We start from the raw sequence: 19,866 nt of genomic DNA on the forward strand, positions 1-19,866 counted from the left end.
GTGTAAAGCAAGTGCTCTAACCAACTGAGCTAACCGCCCGGGATGGCGCGCTTGGCGGGGCTCGAACCCACGGCCTCAGCCTCCGCAGGGCTGCGCTCTATCCAACTGAGCTACAAGCGCACGAAATGAAAATGGTGCCGAAGGTGAGATTTGAACTCACACGCCCTTACGGACACTACGCCCTGAACGTAGCGCGTCTGCCATTCCGCCACTTCGGCACTACCTGATAACATAATTTAACGTATCCCGGACAAGTAGTCAACTGCCTGTACTCGTCCGGTACATTAGTGATACTCCGGCACAGCCGACGCTGGTTGCTATTGGAGAATACTTGTGCGTTTAACTATGGTACTGGCCGCATCCTCATGTGGCAATGCCTCATTCCCTTTACGCCTTTCTCTTCTGGAGAAAGGGGCAAGAAGAAGGCCTCCCCTCAATGCAGGAAGGGGGGAGATATCATTCCTGGGGAACATCCCTTTTTTGGCAGTTTGCTAGAAGCCGGGCGGCCAGGACTGCAACTGCTTCAGGCTCATGAAGCCGTTCCTGCGACTGTGCATGATTTCCAGGCAATCGATGATGTACTTCCGGGTATCGCAAGGGTCGATGACATCTTCCAGCAGGCCGACACTGGCGGCTGCCCAGGGCGCACTGCCCAGCTCCATCTCCCTGATGTATTTCTGCCTCTCCGATTCCGGGTCTCCGGATTCATCTATCCGGTCTCTGAATGCCACGTTTGCCGCCGATTCCGGGGACATGAAGCTGATTTCCGCAGTGGTCATTGCCGCCAGGAAATCGGCCCCGCAGTTGGAGCCGCACATGTTGGAGATGGCCATACCGTAGGCCTTGCGCACTATTACCGTTATCTTGGGAACACTGGCCAGGGACAGAGCTGCCATCCAGGTCATTATCTTGAGGGGAATCTTGCGTCTCTCGGCAGGCCTCCCCACCAGGAATCCCGGGGTATCGCAGAGGTGGACCAGTGGTATATTGTAGGTGTCGCAAAGGGGGATGAAGGTCGCTGCCTTCTCGCATTCATCGGGACCGGCGGCCCCGGCATTGTGCATGGTCTGGCTGGCGATGATGCCCACCACCCGGCCGTTCATCCTGGCAAGGCACGTAATCAGGGCCTTGGCATAGTAGGGCTTCAGTTCCAGGAACTTGCCGTCATCCACTATCTCCTTAATTACCTGGTGCATATCATAGACCCGGTTAGACTTCTCCGGGATTACCTTCAGCAGTCTATCCGACCTGCGGTCCGGCGGGTCGTTGGTAGGTACTACCGGGGGCTCTTCGTCGCAGGTCTGGGGCAGGTAGCTCAGCATCTCGCGAATAATCTGCATGGCGTGCTCATCGTCCTCGGCAAAGGCGTCCACCTGTCCGGTTATCTCGGCATGTACCTGCCAGCCGCCCAGCTCTTCCGGGGTGGTCTTCTCTTCAAGAGCCACCTCCAGCACTCTGGGTCCGGAGACCGCCATGCAGGTGCCTTTCACCATGACCACCAGGTCCGACATGCTTGCCGTCCAGGAGGGGTCGCCGAAACAGTAACCCATAATGGCGGTGATATGGGGTGTCCTGCGAGGGTGGAGCAGGTTCCGTGCCGGGTAGGTTACCGCCAGCACGCCAATAGAACCCTGGACACTCTGCATATGGACTCCGCCACTCTCACCAAGCCTGATGACGGGGAAGTTCTGCTCTTGAGTGAGTTCGGGATAAAGACCTTTCTGCCGGCCCCTGACACTGCCGGTACCGGCCAGTATCGTACTGTCATCGGCACGAATGATGACCGTCCTGCCGTCTACCTTGCCATAGCCGTAGACCTTGCTTGTGGGAATCTCCTGCCCATCAGGGGCGCGCAACTGCTGAAGGAGACCCTCCTCCCAGAATGTCTCCGGGTCGACCAGCTTTTCTATTCTCTCTCGTACGGTGATGTGGCCGCGCTGGCGGTGCCGGGCGATTCTCGCCGGGTCACCCATCTGTCGCCCAATCTCCTGCCGTCTCTTTAGTTCGTCCAGTGCTTCCTGCTTGTCCATTCTGTGTACCTCCGTCGTTGTCCGTTGGTGACTGGCAGGATGACTAAAAACCCTTTCGACCAATTCCGCAATATCCGGGGGACACCGGCAGAATCTGGTTTCGGATTCTGCTAACGTCATTCTTACAGAATGACGCCCAGACACCCCCTCGGGACTCCCCTTGTTCAGCATCCTGCTAGGACTCAAGTATAGCCTGTCCTGTCTGGTCACGGCAAATGCAGCAGCCTGGAATTGACGCCTTGCCAGTGCTGGTATTAGAATGATTAGTAACCGGAGGGTACCTATTGTATCGGAAGACCGTTCTTGAAAATGGGCTGCGTATCATCACCAGCCCCATGCCTCATACGCGCTCTGTGTCCGTTTGCATCTACATTGGTGTGGGCTCGCGCTATGAGGCCGACGACACTGCCGGCGTCTCGCATTTCATTGAGCACCTTTGCTTCAAGGGCACTCCGAAGCGTGCCCAGGCCAGGGACATTGCTACGGCGATAGAGGGAGTAGGCGGTATCCTCAACGGGGGCACGGATAAAGAACTGACCATCTACTGGAGCAAGGTGGCGGCACCGCATTTCCCGCTGGCCCTGGATGTACTGGGTGACATGCTGCTCAATTCCAAGTTTGACCCTGAGGAAATCGAGCGCGAGCGTCAGGTCATCATTGACGAAATTCACATGATAAAAGACTCACCATCCCAGAGCGTCGGGATGCTCATTGATGAGCTCCTCTGGCCCAACCATCCCCTGGGACGCGATATTGCCGGCAATACGGACTCGGTGGCGACGATATCGCGGGACGTGATGCTGGACTTCCTCGCGCGCAGGTACCACCCGGGAAATACCGTGGTCGCTGTTGCCGGTGACATCCGGCACGAAGACGTGGTCCAGCAAATCGGTGAAACACTGGGGCACTGGACCGGCCGTGAGCCCCAGACCGGGTACCTGGCCTACCAGGGTGAGGAGAATCCAAGACTGAGGCTAGAGAAGCGGGACACGGAGCAGACTCACCTCTGCCTGGCGTTACCGGGACTGCCATTGCTGCATCCCAGGCGCTACACTCTGGGCCTGCTCAACGTTATCCTTGGCGAGGGTATGAGCAGTCGGCTGTTTGTTGAGATACGAGACAACCTGGGGCTGGCATACAGCGTTCATAGCTATGTAGAACACTTCCATGATTCCGGAGCGCTTACGGTCTATGCCGGGGTGGCGCACCAGAACCTGGCGGTAGCCATTCGGGCAATAATGGAGCAACTGGCCAAGCTCAAAGACCCCGTCTCAGAGTCCGAGCTTACCAAGGCCAGGGAATTGGCCAAGGGACGGCTTCTCATGCGCATGGAGGACAGTCGCAGTGTTGCCGGCTGGACCGGGGGGCAGGAGGTGCTTAACGGCAGGATTCTCAGCGTTGACCAGGTAACCTCGATTCTCGATGCTGTTACGGCCGAGGAAATCAGCCGGTTAGCACAGGAACTGCTGGTGGGTAGCCGGCTGCGGCTGGCCGTGGTCGGTCCAGGCACCGGAGAGGATAACCTTGAGGAACTGCTCCAGCTATAGACCGGGGCCGGACCCGGATGCAGAAAAGAAGAAAAGGCCGTGACCCGAGGGTCACGGCCTTTTACTGTCTGTGTTTATTAAGGTCGTAACGATGTCCGCTACCTGGGCGCGACTACATCATGCCGCCCATGCCGCCCATGTCCGAGGGCATTGCCGGTGCGTTCCCCTTCTCAGGGATATCTGTAACCAATGACTCGGTTATCAGTACCATGGCAGCGATGCTGGCGGCGTTCTGCAGGGCAGACCTGACTACTTTGGTCGGGTCGATGACGCCCTTTTTCACCATGTCACCGAAGTCGTCCGCTTCGGCATCGTAGCCAACACCCGGTTTGCTCTTCTTGACCTCGGCCACAATAACCGAGCCGTCCTTGCCGGCATTGTTAGCGATAGCGCGGATTGGCTCCTCGACCGCTTTGCGGATAATGTCGACGCCAGTGGCGACATCTCCGCTAACATCCAGCTTATCGAGAACGGGCAGGGCGTTGAGCAGGGCAACACCGCCGCCGGGCAGAATGCCTTCCTCGACTGCTGCCCGGGTGGCTGAGAGCGCGTCCTCGACACGGTGTTTCCTCTCTTTGAGCTCGACCTCGGTGGCAGCACCGACCTTGATTACAGCCACTCCACCGACCAGCTTCGCCTGCCGTTCCTGGAGTTTCTCGCGGTCAAAGTCGGAAGTCGTCTCCTCGATCTGGGCCTTTATCTGCTTGATTCTTGCCGTGATGGCTTCCTCGGAGCCCTTGCCTTCAACTATGGTAGTATCATCTTTGTTCGCCGTCACCCGGCGAGCGCGGCCGAGGTCTTCCACGGTCACTGAATCCAGCTTGCGGCCGATTTCTTCGGAAATCACAACGCCGCCGGTTACGATAGCGATGTCCTCAAGCATCGCCTTGCGGCGGTCGCCAAAACCGGGGGCCTTGACCGCCAGGACATTGAGGGTGCCGCGCAGCTTGTTGACCACCAGGGTGGCCAGCGCCTCACCATCTATATCCTCGGCAATGATAAGCAGGTTCTTGGACACCTGGAGTATCTTCTCCAGGGCGGGGAGGAAGTCGGATACGGCGGAAATCTTCTTATCCGTGATGAGAATGTAGGGGTCTTCGATTTCCGTTTCCATCTTCTCGGAATTGGTCACCAGGTACGGGCTGATATAGCCACGGTCGAACTGCATTCCTTCGACGAACTCGGTCTCGTACTCCAGTCCCTTGGACTCCTCAACGGTGATAACGCCGTCTTTGCCGACCTTCTCCATGACCTCGGCGATGAGGTCGCCGATTTTCCGGTCGACGGCGGTTATCGTTGCTACCTGGGCAATCTGCTCTTTACCCTTAACCTCGGTCGACTTTTTCTTGAGTTCCTTAATGATTGCTTCGGTGGCCATCTCGATGCCCTTCTTCAGGGACATCGGCTCGGCCCCGGCGGCAATGTTCTTGAAACCATTGGTGATAAGGGCGTGGGCCAGTAACGTAGAAGTCGTTGTACCATCACCGCAGGCATCATTGGTCTTGGTGGCCGCTTCCTTGACCAGCTGGACGCCCATGTTCTCGAAGGGGTCCGGGAGCTCGATGTCCTTGGCGATGGTAACGCCATCGTCGATAACAGATGGTGCTCCCCACTTCTTGTCCAGGGCAACGCAGTGTCCTTTTGGTCCCAGGGTTACCCGGACAGCATCAGCCAGGGTGTCAATACCCCTCTTCAGGGCGTGCCTGACTTCCTCATCGAATATTATCTGTTTTGCCATTCTTGTCTCCTCCTAACCTAACCTAGCATCCTTGCTGTAGGCACCTTACTTGGCCTTCTTGGCTTTTTTGGCCTTCCCGGCCTTCTTGGCCAGGATGTCGCTCTCCCGCAGGATGACCAGGTCCTCCTCGTCTATCTTGATCTCGGTGCCACCGTACTTGGCATAGATCACGATATCGCCAACACTGACGTCCATGGCCACCCGCTCACCGTCATCGTTCAGTCTCCCGGGACCTACCGCGAGAATTTCACCCTCCTGGGGTTTCTCCTTCGCGGTGTCGGGCAGGAAAATCCCTCCCTTGGTCTTTTCCTCGCGCTCAATGGGTCTGACTACCAGACGGTCAGCCATTGGTTGAAGATCAATTGCCATCTTCCTTCTCCTTCCAGCTCGACCTCAAATTATTAGCAGTCTAACGCTGCGACTGCTAAATCTAATAATAGCGCAGTCCGGGATATGTCGCAACTCAATAGATAATGATTTACAGCTGCTGATGTCTATTGAGGCGACCAGGCATCCCGAAAGCTCCTGTTATCTATCGCAGGCTGCTGCATAGAGTGGTTGTTTCACCTGTTGGCGGGACTGGCGAATACGTGGCCCTCGAACAGTCGGATGAGCATCTAAAGAGAAAGATCACGGCATACTAAAAGTGTAACCAAAGTGTAACCTATGTGCCTGTACTAAAGTGTTACCTATGTCCCGGTTGCACACATCGCCCCTTCTGAGGGGCCCCGCCTCTTCTGAGAGGCGCTCCATCCGGGCCGCACAAGGTCCGGTACCCTGTTGACTACCAGACATAACGTTGGAAACAAATCACGCACGGTTAGTCTCGAATTGTTTCCCTTATTTTTCATTATCTGGTTAATCGCCATTATCCTATCTGTCACTAATGTACTGGGTGAGTACAGCCGGTTGAATGAGACAGGGGCTCTTGCTATAATCGGGCAATGATTATCGACTTCCATACGCATGTCTTCCCGCCCCGGATAGAAGAGAACCGCCAGAGATACGTCCGGAGTGATGCCTGCTTTGCGGAGCTCTACTCCTCCCCAAAAGCCAGGCTGGCCACCGCGGACGAACTGATTGACAGCATGGACCGGGATGGTGTCGATGTCTCGGTGATTCTCAATGGCGGGTGGGCCACGCAGGAACTCTGCGTGGAAATCAATGACTATATCCTTGAATCCATAGCGCACTACCCGAAGCGCCTGATAGGGTTCTGTGGGACCTCGCTCGGGATGTCGCTTCAATCAATGGAGGTCGCCGTCAGCGAGATAGAGCGTTGTGTCAAAGGGGGGATAAGGGGTGTCGGAGAGCTACGGCTGGACAGCCAGTTGCCTCACGACCCGGGGCCGGAAGTGCTCACACCTGTTGTAGACATTATCAGGGAGCACGACCTCGTCTTGCTGGTTCATGCCTCCGAACCGGTGGGCCATCTGTATCCCGGTAAGGGTGGGGTTACGCCGGACATTCTCTATTCGCTGATTACGTGTTTCCCGGACATAAAACTGGTTTGTGCCCACTGGGGGGGCGGTCTACCGTTCTATGCCCTGATGCCCGAGGTGAAGGCTGCCATGAACAATGTCTATTTCGATACCGCGGCCTCTCCTTTCTTATATACACCAGAGGTGTACCAGCAGGTTGTCGAGCTGGTTGGGGCAGAGAAGGTCCTCTTCGGCAGTGATTACCCGTTGCTTGCCCAGAAGCGGTTGCTCCGTGAAATCGAATCTGCGGAGCTACCCCCGGATGCAAAGGAGATGGTGCTGTCCGGCAATGCCTGCCGCCTGCTGGGCATTACCGCGGAGTGAAGGGTGTAATTCCGGAAGATGGAAATCGCATTTCCCATACCAAACCCGGAACTTGAGCAGGTATTGATGTTGGAATAGCCTCAGAAAGCCCCTTGCTTAGCTTCATCAGAGGGGGCCGGCTGTATGCAGGAACCCAATGGGTGAAAAGACCAGGGGGAGACACAGGCAGCCAGATGGGAACGATGGGGATAGTATGCCCTCTTTTTCGATAGAGAACCTCACCATGCTGATGAGGAATGATTCCAGGGGCTGTGTGGTGCACGATGCGCATGCCGAGGGAGGCTATTGCAGGGCTCCGAAATGCAGATTGACAGCCGGGGTACCATGGGAATACGATTGGAGGCGGAGCAATAAGAGCCGGGATGCCTCATGGCGAGTTGATATGGGAAATGTCAGCTAAGAGTAGTATAATCACTGGTGCATAACAAAAAGCTGTATCTTGTCGGCAATTATGATTTTGAAAAGCAGGAGTAGGAGTGCAGATGCTTTACGAGGGAATCCATGAGCATCCTATACACATAGACTGTTCGGATGTAATTCGAATGGGCGGGAGGGTAAAGGCAGGAATTATTGCGAAAAGGGAACTTGAGGGGGACGAGGAAATAAGGGTGTCCATACGTTCTTCGAAGTATCCTAGTATTGAAGTGTTCACCCTTCGCAACATAGAACCTGCTGATTACCGCCTTGTCCTGGTAGCTATCCCTAGAGAAAAGGAGGTGTAATAAAGGGCACGTTGATATTTGAATATCGTATGTGGCAGAAAGCAGATTCAAGAAATGTGACCAGAGGAGGTTATCATGATTAGGACGCCAGAGCAGTATGTGGAAAGCTTGAACGATGGGAGAGTGATTTATCTTAACGGTGAGCGGATACCGGACATCACAAAGCATCCGCATATGAAAGGACCTATCAACCGAAGAGCCGCCGGTTACAGGCTGGCTAACGACCCGGAATGGCGAGACCTGATCACCATGGAAGAAGATGGTGAGAGAATCATGTTCCTGTGGAAGCAGCCCAAGACTGCCGAAGACCTCATCAGACGCAGGGACGTGTACATAAATACCATGCGTCTGGGTGGGGGCATAAGTGGCATGGGTCCCGATGCACTGGCCGCCGCCACGGTTGTTGCTACCAGGATGGATAAACAGACGGGCACGCACTATACCGACGCTATTGACGATTATCGCCAGCATTTGAGAAAGACGGACATGGCAATCACCGGTGCCATCACCGATGTCAAGGGGAATAGAGGCCTCCGCCCTTCAGCCCAGGAACAACATCAGGACTTCTATGTCAAGGTTGTTGACCGGCAGAAAGATGGAATAGTGGTGCGTGGAGCCAAAATGCATATCAGCGATACTCCGGGCGCCAATGAGATAATCGTTTCACCGTGTCGAGCTCACCGTGAAGAGGACAGGGATTGTGCCTTGGTCTTCGCCACTCCTTTAAATGCTGAAGGCCTCAAGCTTCTAACCTCACCAAGGTTCCACACGGAGGTAGATGAAGAAGCCCAATGGAATTGGCCGGTAAGCGGGCAATCTGCAGGGGTGAGTGAGTGTATGATTGTCTTTGACGACGTTTTTGTACCCTGGAACAGGGTATTTATGTGTGGAGAATGGGAATTCTCCCGGGACATTGCCTGGACTTTCGGCGTTTTCCACCGTCTTTTCGGTACCTGTCACAAGGTGATATCAACCGAACTAACCGCTGGTGTAGCAGCATTGATGGCTGAATACAATGGCATAGACAGGTACCCCCATATCCAGGAGAAACTGGCCTGGCTTGCCATGCATGCTCAGATAATAGATACCATGGCCAAAGCTGCCTGTGAACATCCTGAAATATACGCCGATATTGGCTTGGCAGCCCCCAACCTGATGTACTGTAACGTTGCGAAGTATATGTTCGCCAACGACCAGTTTGAGACTTCCAAGATCCTTTGTGATATCACTGGTGGGCTTGTCAGCACCGTTCACTCTTACAAAGACTGGATGAATCCTGAAGAGAGGCCTTATCTTGAGAAGTACTTAGCCGGCAAGAGCGGAGTGCCGACGGAGGACCGACTTCGCGCCGTGAGGATGGCCAAAGACTTGACGGATTTCAACCATGATAACGTTGCCATTCACGGTGAAGGGTCTCTGGCGGCGCAGAAAATGGCCATTTATGCCGCTGCCGATTGGGACAGGTATAAAGCCATCGCCAAAAGAACCGGCGGCATTCCTGGATGGGAGAATCACCCCGATTTGAAAGGGCTACCGCCACTGCCGCCCGAAACGACAATCTAACATAATATGTCAAGAAATACATAATGCTATTTGTGATTTGTGGATTCACCACGAGTTGATATGGGAAATGCTGGATTATGACGTTGACTATTTCTTACCCGGATGGAACGCTATGTCACAGGTTACTTGATAATCAAACAGGTTAGTTGGTAATCAAAAAGGAGGGAAAATGAGGACAAAGGAGCAGTATATACAGGGCCTGTCTAAGATGAAGCGGAACATCTACTATGATGGTGAGCTCATCGACCGCACGGATGAGCGACAGATGGACTGTCTCAACACCATCGGTACCACTTTTGATGAAGCAGCCAGACCAGAGAACCAAGACCTGTGCACCGCCATCTCTCATCTCACCGGCGAAAGAATCAGCCGCTTTACGCACATTCACCAGAATACCGAAGACCTGCACAAGAAGCAGGACATGACCCGGATGCTCTGCCAGAGGGTCGGCGGCTGCATCCAGAGGTGCATGGGCATCGATGCTACCAACGCCATCTACAACGTATCTTATGAAGCGGACAAGGTGAATAACGGGGCAACCCAGTACCATGAGAACTTCAAGAAGTGGCTCTCCCGTTTCCAGACCGAGGACCTGGTGGGCTGCTGCGCTCAGACGGACGTTAAGGGCGACAGGATGCTAAGGCCCGCTGATCAGCCGGACCCCGACGCCTACGTGCACATCAAGGAGAGGCTTAGCGACGGCATCGTGGTAAGCGGCTGCAAGGTGCATATCTCGGAGGCCTCTGTGGCTGACGAGGTCCTGGTAGTGCCCACTCGGGCATTGCGCGAGGAGGACAAGGACTACGCCGTCGCCTTCGCCATCCCAGGTGACTGGGAAGGATTGAAACAGGTAGTCACAATTCATAACTACAGGCCCAGGGAAACCTTCAAGCGTGGGTTTATGCCAGGTTCCACAGATTCCTATATGATATTCGAAGACTGCTTCGTGCCCTGGGAAAGGGTCTTCCTCGCCGGCGAATGGCAGCATGGTGGCACATGCGCTCTCCTCTTCGCACTCTTCCATCGTCATTCCTATTCGGGCTGCAAGCCGGCCATCGGTGATGTCGTTGTAGGGGCGGCGGCCCTTGCCGCCGAGGTGAACAACATTCAAAGGGCGTCCCACGTCCGGGAGATGCTGGCCGAGCTTATCATGACTACCGAACTGGGTTACGCCGCCGGATACACGGCCTCTGATCTAGGCAAGCCTGAGGTCTACATGCCGGGCGTAGGATTTATACCTTATGGCCCCGGTTCCTACATCCCTAATTCGATTTACTGTAACGTCGGACGCTGCCTATCAGGCGAGGCCGTCTGGCGTGAAGCGGAGATTCTCTGTAATATCTCCGGTGGTGCCCCCGCTACCTTCCCTCACGAGGGAGACTTCACGAACCCGGATATTAAAGACCTTCTCCTGAAATACACCACACGAAGTCCAAACATAACTGCCGAAGACCAGGCTCAGCTTTGGAGGTATATGGGTGACGTTCTCTGCTCGGCGTCCGGCGGTATCCACAATGTGGGCGGCTACCATGGTGGTGGCTCCCCGGTCATGGAACAGATTGCCATCACTACCCAGTATGACATCGAGTCCAGAAAGAAGCTAATTAAATACATCGCCGGCATGAGCGGCGGGGACCGGGAGGCCCTGAGTAAGTAGATAACCCGGCTAATTGTCTCCAGGAGATTGCCGTGGGTGGCGAATATGTTAGAAGTCAGGAGGCTCCTCCTCTTTCATCGATTGGGCCCCCTATACTCAAGCCACCATGACAGTCTGCGTGTCTCGTGCGGACAATAAGACAAGTGCGCTTTTCCTGTACTTCATATTGGAAAACTTGGCCGGTATGGAACCAGGGAAGGCTATCGTTTCAACGTGGCTGTGTACGTTGAGTTAGATAATGACTTCAACGGTGTGGGTATATGACACATGGGCGTGGAAACCGTTCGTTCGTTTGTTGCCATCGAGCTTCCTGATGAGCTCAAACGGGAGCTGAATGAGGTTGTCGGTCAGCTAATATCGGCAGGCGGTGAGACAGGGGTGAAGTGGGTTGACCCACAAAGCATTCACCTGACACTGAAGTTCCTCGGTGATGTCACCGTGGACCGGCTTGACGGGATAACCGCCGCACTGACAGAGGCCACCCGGAAAATTCCGTGCTTTCGCTTGTCTGTTGCGGGCCTCGGTGTCTTTCCCAACCCGAGGAGGGTGCGGGTTGCCTGGGTGGGGGTATCCGGGGAGACGGATGTGCTGGAGCGACTCCAGTGGCGAGTAGAGTCTGCCCTGATACGTCTCGGCTTTGCTGCCGAGTCCAGAAGGTTTACACCTCATCTGACTCTGGCGCGGGTCCGCGAGCGAGCATCTCCACAGGAGCGCCAGAGATTGGGGCAACTCGTAGACAGCACCAACTTTGAGTCCAGGCACGGCATAGGAGTCGATGCCATTCATCTGATGAGGAGCCAGTTGACCAGTCAGGGAGCTATCTACAGTAGGATTAGCTCGGTAGCGCTGGAGGGGGATAATGAAAATAGTAAATATCGGTGAAGTTGTCGCCGGTAGCGCGACTGACAACCCTATCTTCCGTGGTGCAGTCAGCGTGCAGAACATCATCGGAGAAAGCACCGATGAGTTCCGCGTAATCGTGGTGAATTTCAGCCCCGGTGCGGTGAATGTCTTTCACACCCATACATTCGACCAGGTCCTGTACGTTACCGGGGGGAAAGGGATTGTGGCCACGGAGACCGAGGAGGTAGTGGTGACTCCGGGGACAATCATCTTCATCCCGGCCGGAGAGAACCACTGGCATGGTGCCACCAGAGATTCGGCGTTTGAACACATTGCCATCATGCCCCCGGGTGAGACCAGCTTCTAGGCTCAAGGTATCGTATTACGCAGCAGGAGCACGGTAGGAAATACCGGTCTGGTCTATTACACTATATTGGGGTCAGGGAATGGTTGCTCTCGTTCAGACAGAAGGTTGACACAACTCCCTGTAGGGATGGGCAGTTTTCTTCTTGTGTGGGAAGCAGGCTTTGCCTGCTTCCCACACATATAGGTATAGCCCCTTTCTCCAGAGGAAGAAGAGATTCGGCGTTTGAGCACATTGCCATCATGCCCCCGGGTGAGACCAGCTTCTAGGTTCAGGGTATTGTATTACGCAGCAGGAGCACGGTAGGAAATACTGGCCTGGTCTATTGCCGTATTCTGGTCAGGGAATGGCTTGTCAAAACGCAAACCCTTGGTGTATACTGTGGGCAATCTAGTTCCGGTTGGGAGGTGGACCCGTTGGAGCAATTCAGTTTCCCCAAGTGTCAGAAGTGCAATACCGGTGATCTGGTACCCCTGTCGGATTTTGGCTCCCAGGGGGCGACCATTAATTACAAGGCCTGGGTATGCACCAATCCTCAATGTGGCTTCAACCTGAAAATCAGGAACGGTGATGTCTACATTGATGAACCGATAATGAACGGAGCACTGCACGGTACTCGCTCCCGCTAGGTTCCGGGTGCCTCGTTCATCTCTTACACAAGCATGAGTAGTGTGCTTCCTCGACTGGCTAAGCTCCGAGGGGTGGCATTAGATTTTCTTTTCCCGCAATGGTGTGTTGGTTGTGGTGGTGGGGGAAGTTTTCTCTGTGCTTCCTGTCGGCAGTCTCTACCGCGTATTGTACCCCCGGTCTGCCCCAGGTGCGGCAGGCCGTACCCCGGTAGTCGACTTTGCCCAGGCTGTGTGGAGTGGCAGGCAAGCATAGACGGTATTCGTTCCCCGTTTCGTTTTGAAGGTACGGTCCGCCAGGCGGTGCATCGGTTCAAGTATGATAACCTGAGAGCACTGGCAAAGCCCATGGCCGAGTTGCTGAGCGATTATGTGGAATTGCACCCAATTCCAGGAGAAGTCCTCGTACCGGTACCGCTACACAGGAGGCGATTGCGGGAGCGGGGCTACAACCAGTCCGGCTTGCTGGCCCGGGAGCTAGGCAGGATAATAAGGCTGCCGGTAATCAATGATTGCCTGGTCAGGGAGCGGCACAACCCCCCGCAGGCGAGGACGTCAACCGTAGAAGAAAGGCGGAGTAATGTACTTGATGTTTTTGCCTGCCGTGATAGCCGACTGCGGGATAGGAAGGTGCTTCTGATTGATGATGTTTCTACCTCAGGGGCGACCCTTGATGCCTGTGCGGCAGCAGTGAAGCAGTCCGGAGCGACATCAGTGTGGGCGCTGGTGCTGGCCAGTGAAGTCTGAGCGAAGAGACTCCATATCTTTATATGCCTGTGGTCTAGCACGTAATCAGGTAAAAGAGCAAGGTTGGTGAGTAATGAAGGTAATTGGTCTGACCGGTGGTATCGGAAGTGGTAAGAGCACGGTCTCACGGTTTCTCGGGGAAATGGGGGCTGTTGTGCTGGATGCGGATAAGGTAGGGCACCAGGCGTATCAACCCGGCACTGAGACCTGGAAGGAACTGGTGGCGGCGTTCGGTGAAGACATCGTTGCCCCGGATAGTACTATTGACCGCCGGAAGCTGGGGGCAATCGTCTTTGCCGACCCGGAAGCACTGGCACGCCTCAACCGGATAATGCATCCCCGGATGTTTGACATGATGAAAGCACGGATTGAGGAATACCGTGGGCAGGGAACAGAGGTAGTGGTGCTGGAGGCTGCCATTCTGCTCGAAGCCAACTGGACCCCGCTGGTAGACGAGGTCTGGGTAACGGTGGCTTCAGAATCGATAGTAGTGCAGCGGACCAGGGAACGCACCGGACTGCCTGAGGAGCAGATAAAGGCCCGCATTCGCTCCCAGCTATCCAACGAAGAGCGCAGCCAGCAGGCGAAAGTGGTCATCACCAATAACGGCGATCTGGAGGAGCTGAGAGTAAAGGTGGAGGAGCTCTGGCAGGAGCTTCAGAAGTAGGGAGAGAACCGCGTGAGACGGCTACTTGACCCCAGCGGGTGGTAACTGGTAAAATGGAGTGTTTTGCGGAGGTGGCGATATTTACGCGATAGTTGAGACCGGCGGTAAGCAGTACCGGGTCGCCCCCGGCCAGGTGCTGGATGTTGACCGTCTTGATGTGGCTGAAGGTGCTACTATTGAGCTGGACAGGGTACTGCTGCTCGGTGAGGGTGATGATGTGACCGTAGGCACACCCGTTGTGGAAGGGGCCAAAGTAATGGCCACCTCACAGGGGGAAGGTAGAGGCAAGAAGATTATTGTCTTCCGATACAAGCCCAAGGTACGCTATCGGCGCAAGACGGGACACCGCCAGGGGTACACCAGGCTTGCCATCGATAAGATAGTCGGCCCGGGAGCAGCGACGGTAGAACCAGCGATAGAGGTCGGCCGGGATGAGGAAGAGGTGAGCGAAAATGGCGCATAAAAAGGGTGGCGGGCGCACCAAGAACGGTCGTGATAGCCAGGGACAGCGGCTCGGTGTGAAACGGTATGCCGGACAGACAGTCAATGCCGGGACGATACTGGTACGGCAGCGGGGTACGCGGATAAAACCCGGCAACAATGTCGGTGTCGGCCGGGACTATACCTTGTTTTCCCTGATTGATGGAATTGTTCAGTACGAAGCGGCAGGCAACAACAGGAGGAAAGTCAGCGTTTACGCTTCTTAGGGCGTTTGCGTGGGCTGAAAGATATGAAAGAGAAGATACATCCGACATATTACCCGGATGCGAAAGCGACCTGCTCTTGCGGCAATGCCTTCACTCTTGGTTCCACAAAGAAAGAAATAAAGGTGGAGCTATGCAGCAAGTGCCATCCGTTCTTCACCGGGGAGCAGAGAGTGGTGGATACCGCCGGGCGCGTGGAGCGGTTCCGACGGCGCTATGACAGGCAGAAATAGGGGTGCTGGCAGTACCCGTTACAGGAGCGGCGATGCTGGGCCGCTCCTTTTCATTTGTGGGTGAGGTCTTGTGACGGAAAAGAAGCATAACTACGGTGGACAGGCGGTCATCGAAGGCGTGATGATTCGGGGCAAGAGGATGATGAGTACCGCTGTCCGGCGTTCCGACGGAGAAATAGTGGTAGATACCCAGCCACTGCCTTCCATCTATACCGGACGGTTGAGGGCGCTCCCACTGACGCGGGGCATTGTTGTCCTCATTGAGGCACTGGTACTCGGTATGAAGACCCTGATGTATTCGGCGAATATCTCACTGGAAGAAGAGGGCGAGAAGATAGAGGGGCCGCTGATGTGGGTCACGATGGCGGTAGCAATGCTGATAGGGGTTGCCGTGTTCTTCCTGGTCCCCATGTTTCTTACTAAATTGTTCACCATCGGTAACACGGTGCTCTTTCACCTGGTAGAGGGCCTTATCCGAATGGCGATTTTTATCCTCTATCTAAGACTGATATCATTCATGCCTGATATAAAGAGGGTATTTGCTTACCACGGTGCCGAGCACAAGGTGGTCAATGCCCACGAGGCCGGTGCCACGCTTGAAGTGGAGGCGGTGAGCGGTTACAGTACGGCGCACGTGCGCTGCGGCAGCAGTTTTCTGTTCGTGGTGCTGATATTAGCCATCATCGTCTTTGCCCTTATTGGTCTGCCTTCAGTGTGGATAATGGTACTTTCACGACTCGCGCTGATACCGGTGATTTCTGCACTCGGCTACGAAGTAATCTATTTCGGGTCACGACACACGGAAAACCCCCTGGTGCGGGCGGTACTGGCGCCAGGGTTGTGGTTGCAGGCACTGACAACACGGCCACCTGATGAACAGCAGATCGAGGTAGCTCTACTGGCGCTGAGCACGGCGATAGAGGCCGACCAGCAATCGGAAGAGGCACTGCCGAATCCGGCCTGAACGCTTTCCGCTCAGCCCTATCGCGGCAACTCCTGGAAGAAACAGGTCCGGTTTCCCGTGTGACATACCGGACCGACCGGGCGTGCTTTCACCAGAATGGTGTCGTTATCGCAGTCTTTCCACACTTCATGCACCTTGATGTAGTTGCCTGAGGTCTCCCCCTTGTGCCACATCTCCTGCCGACTGCGACTGTAGAACCAGACGTCCTCGCCGGAAAGCGTACGTTGCAGGGCCTCCTCGTTCATGTAGCCCAGCATCAGCACCTCGCCGCTGTCGGCGTCCTGAATTATGGCCGGAACCAGGCCTTTTTCGTTGTACTTGATGTCTTTGGCTATATCCACTCTCACTCCCTGTGTCCCCCTCTCCTTCAGTCGTGGCGTACGATAGGTACGACTCCCACCGTTTCCTCCCTGGCGCTGTCGGGGGGTACAAGGATAGTATAGTACATCTTCAACTCAGCGTCACTCACTTCGGTCTTCAGCATAGTCCCGCACCACGTGATCGTCAAAAGGACTGACGGCTTCGTGATGCAGGGTCTCTTCCACCTCGGCCCTTATCTGCCTCAACTCTTCCTTTCGCGGAACTCGTTGATGGCGAAGTCCAGGTGCTTGAGCGTATCAGCACATCCATCGGGAATATTACTGCCTCATCACTATTCCCTGTGCTGGACAAGTTCCCACAGTCCATGACTGGACAGTGATGATGCTAAGCACCGGGGAGACCACGCCAGTTATCAGGTTGCTGATGGTGGGGATTCCTCGCCCCGGACAGGTCTACCGTATTGACTTCGGGCATGAGGTCAACAACAGTTGCAGGACATACAATCTGAGCCTGAAATTTATGGACGCAGATGCCGGGTGGGTGCGGTGATTTGACGACCATGCTCAAGAGTACTACCATTATCATCACCGGTATGAAGTAGCAGACCGTGGCACAAATCTAAATGTGGAGGCAGCAATGCGAGGCATACCAACTATCGACTGCATGATGAGCTTGAATACGGGTGGCAGTGGCCGCGAGATCTCATTTCATGAGCGCAGCCGCGAAGCTTACACTCCCTTCATGGTCCAGGAGGGTTGGCTGAGGGATGAGGAGAGTACGCAGTACACCCATCCTGCCCAGCACTTCTTCAAAGGCTCGGATGAACGCATAAAGAAGGGAAACACCGTCGAAGAGTTGCTGGAGCTAATGGATGAAGTCGGGATTGAGAAGGGACTGATAGGCGTGCAGCTTGACGACCCTCGTCCTACCCTTGACGTTATTGAGAAGTACCCGGACCGTTTCTTTGCACAAGTGGGGGTTAATCCGTTCTTCGGCATGCCTGAGCTGCGCAAGCTGGAGAGCCTTGTTCGCAACCATCCTCAAGTCAAGGCCTGCTGTGTCACCGGGTTCCGTATCCAACGGCCTTACAATGACAAGATTTACTGGCCCCTCTACGCCAAGTGCTGCGAGCTGGATATCCCGGTAATCTGCTATGTCGGTCTTCCCGGTCCACGAGTGCCCGGTGAGCTACAGAACCCGATGTATCTGGACGAGGTCCTGTGGTTCTTTCCCGAGCTTAAGGTGGTCATGCGGCATGGCGGCGAGCCGTGGGAGTTCGAGTGTGTCAAGCTTATGCTGAAGTGGCCCAACCTGTACTACTCGACCTCGGCCTTTGTTCCGCGCCACTACCCCAAAGAGGTCATGTATTACGCCAACACGCGTGGCTCTGACAACGTTCTCTACGCAGGTTACTGGCCTGGTCTGGACTTACGGCGTATCGCAAAAGAGATTGAGAACGACGTGGACCTGCGTGACCACGTCTGGCCAAAATTCCTTCGTGAGAACGCCAGGCGTGTGTTTAAGCTGGACGAGTAGGTGCCGTCCTGGTACCCGAGTTCTCCCGCCGCTAGAAGGGCCGCGGTGACTGACGGAAGGGGCCTTCGTTAGCTTCGAGAGCAGCTCTCAGGCCCTGCTCTCGAGCGATTCGGTTGAACTCCTGCATCGCCTCAGCCGTGTGAGCGATAGTGTCAAAGGCATTGGCGGCATTGAAAGCGTTCCGCATCCCCATCTCCTCGAAGACGCGGTTAACGGCTAGCTTGTTCATGGCCAGGAGCGTGGGATCAACCAGGGCAATTCTGGCCGCTAGCTTATCAACCTCTTCTTCGAGCTTGTCTTCCGGGACAGCCCGGGCAACGACGCCGATACGCTCCGCTTCCTTTCCGCTGATAGAATCTCCAGTGAACATCAGTATCTTGGACCACTGGGCGCCGCACTTGTAGGGGAACATGTGCATCCAGGTGAGACCGAGGCGTCGTATCTGGGGATGGCCGAAGGTGGCGTTCTCCGCGGCGATGATGATGTCGCACTGCCCGGCAATATCATTGCCGCCGGCAACGCAGATACCGTGTACCTGAGCGATTACCGGTTTTACCAGTCGCCAGGCTGTCGTTATCTTGTCGTCGAAGGACTGAAGACGCAGCCGGTCGGCAAGAAACGGAGCCTCGTTACGCATGCGCGCATGACCACTGCCACCGCCGACGTCATATCCGGCACAGAAAGCCCGCCCGGCTGCCCTGACAACGACAACCCCGACCTCCGGGTCGCGCTCCGCCTCGACCAGAGCCGCGGCATACTCCTCGAGCAGGGCATCGCTGAGGGCATTCAGCTTCTCCGGACGGTTGAGCGTAATGCGCGCAATTCGATTCGATACCTCATACAGGATGTTTTCGTATGACATGAACACCTCCATTTCCTGATGAATGAATGTGGCGGACTGGTTGGCCACGGTTAACCGGGATTACCCTAATGCCCTCGCCGACATGTTGTCAAGGAGGCAGCGCCACACTTTCCCCAAAGCGCGCCAGCAAAAAAGCCCGCTCGTTCCCATGTCTAAGGGCTACGCGTGGGATGGAGAGTGAGGAATGGGACTTCTTTTAGGCTGGTGAACACTACGTCGGATTGTGTGCCGAGGTAACAAACTAAGCTTTCGTGCAGTCGTGTACAATGTCGACTAAGCGTTACCGAGCGGCGAAATATAATCCGACAAATGCGCCACGAAATTCGGCCCTAATAACAATACGTACCTCTGAATCCTCCTTTCTTTGATTGCCGGACCTTCCTGTCTATTTTCTAAAAGTAGTGAAGCAGTAATGACTTTATTACTGTTGTACAAGCTTAACACCGCGGTCAAAAGCCCTCATATTGAGTTCGACGGCTTTCGGGAAGCGTTCCGCAATTACCGGTTCCATTGATTTTCTGTCCAGCGGGAGGACACCGGAGCCGACGAGAGCACCAACGAGGACGACATTGGCCATGATAGCGTTGCCCAGTTCTTGCGCCTCCTCAGTGGCGTTTACGACCCAGGTCCTGGCAGATAGCCCTCTGATATCTTCCATGATTTTATCCGGAGAAGGATATTTCACCCCGAGGCCGGTGGTATCAATGGCCTGTATCGGTCTGGGGTTAACCATGGTAATGACATCCGGGTTTCCGTACTGGTTAAGCATACGCATGGCTTCTACCGGTTCCATAGCAACGATGACATCAGCACGCCCTTCAGGGATAATGGGGCTGGTCTGGATTTCCGTGGAGACCCTGATATAATTAATAACAGAGCCACCCCTTTGCTGTGCCGGATAGCTTTGCCCGAAGGTCACCAGGTAGCCTTCCCTGAC

22 protein-coding genes and 2 tRNA genes are annotated in these 19,866 nt (G+C 55.1%); 16 read left to right on the forward strand and 8 right to left on the reverse strand.

Annotation, left to right across the window (positions count from 1 at the left end):
- Positions 1-43 precede the first annotated feature (43 nt).
- From VMW13_05605 to VMW13_05615, 3 genes are all read right to left on the reverse strand, one after another.
- A tRNA-Arg gene (locus VMW13_05605) sits at positions 44-120 on the reverse strand.
- Positions 121-132: 12 nt separating this feature from the next.
- Positions 133-218, reverse strand: a tRNA-Leu gene (locus tag VMW13_05610).
- Between the two features lie 273 nt (positions 219-491).
- On the reverse strand, positions 492-2,030 hold the full coding sequence (locus VMW13_05615) for a carboxyl transferase domain-containing protein (protein HUV44289.1): 1,539 nt from the start codon (positions 2,028-2,030) through the stop codon (positions 492-494).
- Positions 2,031-2,314: 284 nt separating this feature from the next.
- Between VMW13_05615 and VMW13_05620 the strand changes: the two genes are divergently transcribed.
- Positions 2,315-3,577 carry a pitrilysin family protein gene (locus tag VMW13_05620; protein HUV44290.1) on the forward strand — a complete coding sequence of 421 codons (1,263 nt, stop codon included), beginning with the start codon at positions 2,315-2,317 and terminating at the stop codon, positions 3,575-3,577.
- A 112-nt stretch (positions 3,578-3,689) separates the two neighbouring features.
- Here the strand turns inward: VMW13_05620 and groL are convergent, their stop codons facing one another.
- Together groL and groES are read right to left on the reverse strand one after the other, a co-directional pair.
- On the reverse strand, positions 3,690-5,315 hold the full coding sequence (gene groL / locus VMW13_05625; protein ID HUV44291.1) for a chaperonin GroEL: 1,626 nt from the start codon (positions 5,313-5,315) through the stop codon (positions 3,690-3,692).
- 45 nt (positions 5,316-5,360) lie between these two features.
- The gene (groES, locus tag VMW13_05630; GenBank protein HUV44292.1) at positions 5,361-5,684 is read right to left on the reverse strand and encodes a co-chaperone GroES; all 324 of its coding nucleotides are present in this window, start codon (positions 5,682-5,684) and stop codon (positions 5,361-5,363) included.
- Between the two features lie 575 nt (positions 5,685-6,259).
- Here groES and VMW13_05635 point away from each other — a divergent pair.
- From VMW13_05635 to VMW13_05695, 13 genes are all read left to right on the forward strand, one after another.
- Positions 6,260-7,120: an amidohydrolase family protein gene (locus VMW13_05635; protein ID HUV44293.1), complete on the forward strand. Its 861-nt coding sequence runs from the start codon at positions 6,260-6,262 to the stop codon at positions 7,118-7,120.
- Between the two features lie 476 nt (positions 7,121-7,596).
- Positions 7,597-7,842 (forward strand): hypothetical protein, encoded by a 246-nt coding sequence (locus tag VMW13_05640; GenBank protein HUV44294.1) that lies wholly within the window; start codon positions 7,597-7,599, stop codon positions 7,840-7,842.
- A 75-nt stretch (positions 7,843-7,917) separates the two neighbouring features.
- Positions 7,918-9,405 (forward strand): 4-hydroxyphenylacetate 3-hydroxylase N-terminal domain-containing protein, encoded by a 1,488-nt coding sequence (locus tag VMW13_05645; protein HUV44295.1) that lies wholly within the window; start codon positions 7,918-7,920, stop codon positions 9,403-9,405.
- Between the two features lie 169 nt (positions 9,406-9,574).
- A complete protein-coding gene (locus VMW13_05650; GenBank protein ID HUV44296.1) occupies positions 9,575-11,062 on the forward strand; it encodes a 4-hydroxyphenylacetate 3-hydroxylase N-terminal domain-containing protein in 1,488 nt (495 codons plus the stop codon).
- 273 nt (positions 11,063-11,335) lie between these two features.
- Entirely contained in the window at positions 11,336-11,944 is a 609-nt protein-coding gene (thpR, locus tag VMW13_05655) for an RNA 2',3'-cyclic phosphodiesterase (GenBank protein ID HUV44297.1), read from the forward strand.
- Positions 11,922-12,272, forward strand: coding sequence for a cupin domain-containing protein (locus VMW13_05660; GenBank protein ID HUV44298.1), 351 nt, complete (start codon positions 11,922-11,924; stop codon positions 12,270-12,272). The genes thpR and VMW13_05660 overlap by 23 nt, the downstream gene beginning before the upstream one ends.
- Positions 12,273-12,685: 413 nt before the next feature.
- Positions 12,686-12,898, forward strand: coding sequence for a hypothetical protein (locus VMW13_05665; protein ID HUV44299.1), 213 nt, complete (start codon positions 12,686-12,688; stop codon positions 12,896-12,898).
- A gap of 231 nt (positions 12,899-13,129) precedes the next feature.
- The gene (locus VMW13_05670; protein ID HUV44300.1) at positions 13,130-13,642 is read left to right on the forward strand and encodes a ComF family protein; all 513 of its coding nucleotides are present in this window, start codon (positions 13,130-13,132) and stop codon (positions 13,640-13,642) included.
- 73 nt (positions 13,643-13,715) lie between these two features.
- Entirely contained in the window at positions 13,716-14,309 is a 594-nt protein-coding gene (gene coaE, locus VMW13_05675; GenBank protein ID HUV44301.1) for a dephospho-CoA kinase, read from the forward strand.
- Positions 14,310-14,367: 58 nt separating this feature from the next.
- Positions 14,368-14,772: a 50S ribosomal protein L21 gene (gene rplU, locus VMW13_05680; protein HUV44302.1), complete on the forward strand. Its 405-nt coding sequence runs from the start codon at positions 14,368-14,370 to the stop codon at positions 14,770-14,772.
- Complete coding sequence (gene rpmA, locus VMW13_05685) at positions 14,762-15,016, forward strand: 50S ribosomal protein L27 (GenBank protein ID HUV44303.1); 255 nt, start codon at positions 14,762-14,764, stop codon at positions 15,014-15,016. Before rplU ends, rpmA begins: the two co-directional genes overlap by 11 nt.
- A 23-nt stretch (positions 15,017-15,039) precedes the next feature.
- A complete protein-coding gene (rpmE, locus tag VMW13_05690; GenBank protein HUV44304.1) occupies positions 15,040-15,246 on the forward strand; it encodes a 50S ribosomal protein L31 in 207 nt (68 codons plus the stop codon).
- Positions 15,247-15,316: 70 nt separating this feature from the next.
- Entirely contained in the window at positions 15,317-16,210 is an 894-nt protein-coding gene (locus VMW13_05695; protein HUV44305.1) for a DUF1385 domain-containing protein, read from the forward strand.
- A 17-nt stretch (positions 16,211-16,227) separates the two neighbouring features.
- On the opposite strand, the gene hisI is transcribed toward VMW13_05695, so the two are convergent.
- Positions 16,228-16,557 carry a phosphoribosyl-AMP cyclohydrolase gene (gene hisI / locus VMW13_05700; GenBank protein HUV44306.1) on the reverse strand — a complete coding sequence of 110 codons (330 nt, stop codon included), beginning with the start codon at positions 16,555-16,557 and terminating at the stop codon, positions 16,228-16,230.
- 349 nt (positions 16,558-16,906) lie between these two features.
- On the opposite strand from hisI, the gene VMW13_05705 reads away from it, so the two are divergent.
- Both VMW13_05705 and VMW13_05710 read left to right on the forward strand, forming a co-directional pair.
- Positions 16,907-17,080, forward strand: a complete 174-nt coding sequence (locus VMW13_05705) for a hypothetical protein (protein HUV44307.1) — start codon at positions 16,907-16,909, stop codon at positions 17,078-17,080.
- Positions 17,081-17,167: 87 nt separating this feature from the next.
- Positions 17,168-18,067: an amidohydrolase family protein gene (locus VMW13_05710; GenBank protein ID HUV44308.1), complete on the forward strand. Its 900-nt coding sequence runs from the start codon at positions 17,168-17,170 to the stop codon at positions 18,065-18,067.
- Positions 18,068-18,098: 31 nt separating this feature from the next.
- Here VMW13_05710 and VMW13_05715 read toward each other — a convergent pair whose 3' ends face one another.
- Complete coding sequence (locus VMW13_05715; protein HUV44309.1) at positions 18,099-18,941, reverse strand: crotonase/enoyl-CoA hydratase family protein; 843 nt, start codon at positions 18,939-18,941, stop codon at positions 18,099-18,101.
- A 409-nt stretch (positions 18,942-19,350) separates the two neighbouring features.
- Positions 19,351-19,866: 2-oxoacid:acceptor oxidoreductase family protein (locus tag VMW13_05720; GenBank protein HUV44310.1), on the reverse strand; the 516-nt coding region annotated here is incomplete at its 5' end.

The organism is Dehalococcoidales bacterium, assembly GCA_035529395.1.
Taxonomy (GTDB): Bacteria; Chloroflexota; Dehalococcoidia; order Dehalococcoidales; family Fen-1064; genus DUES01.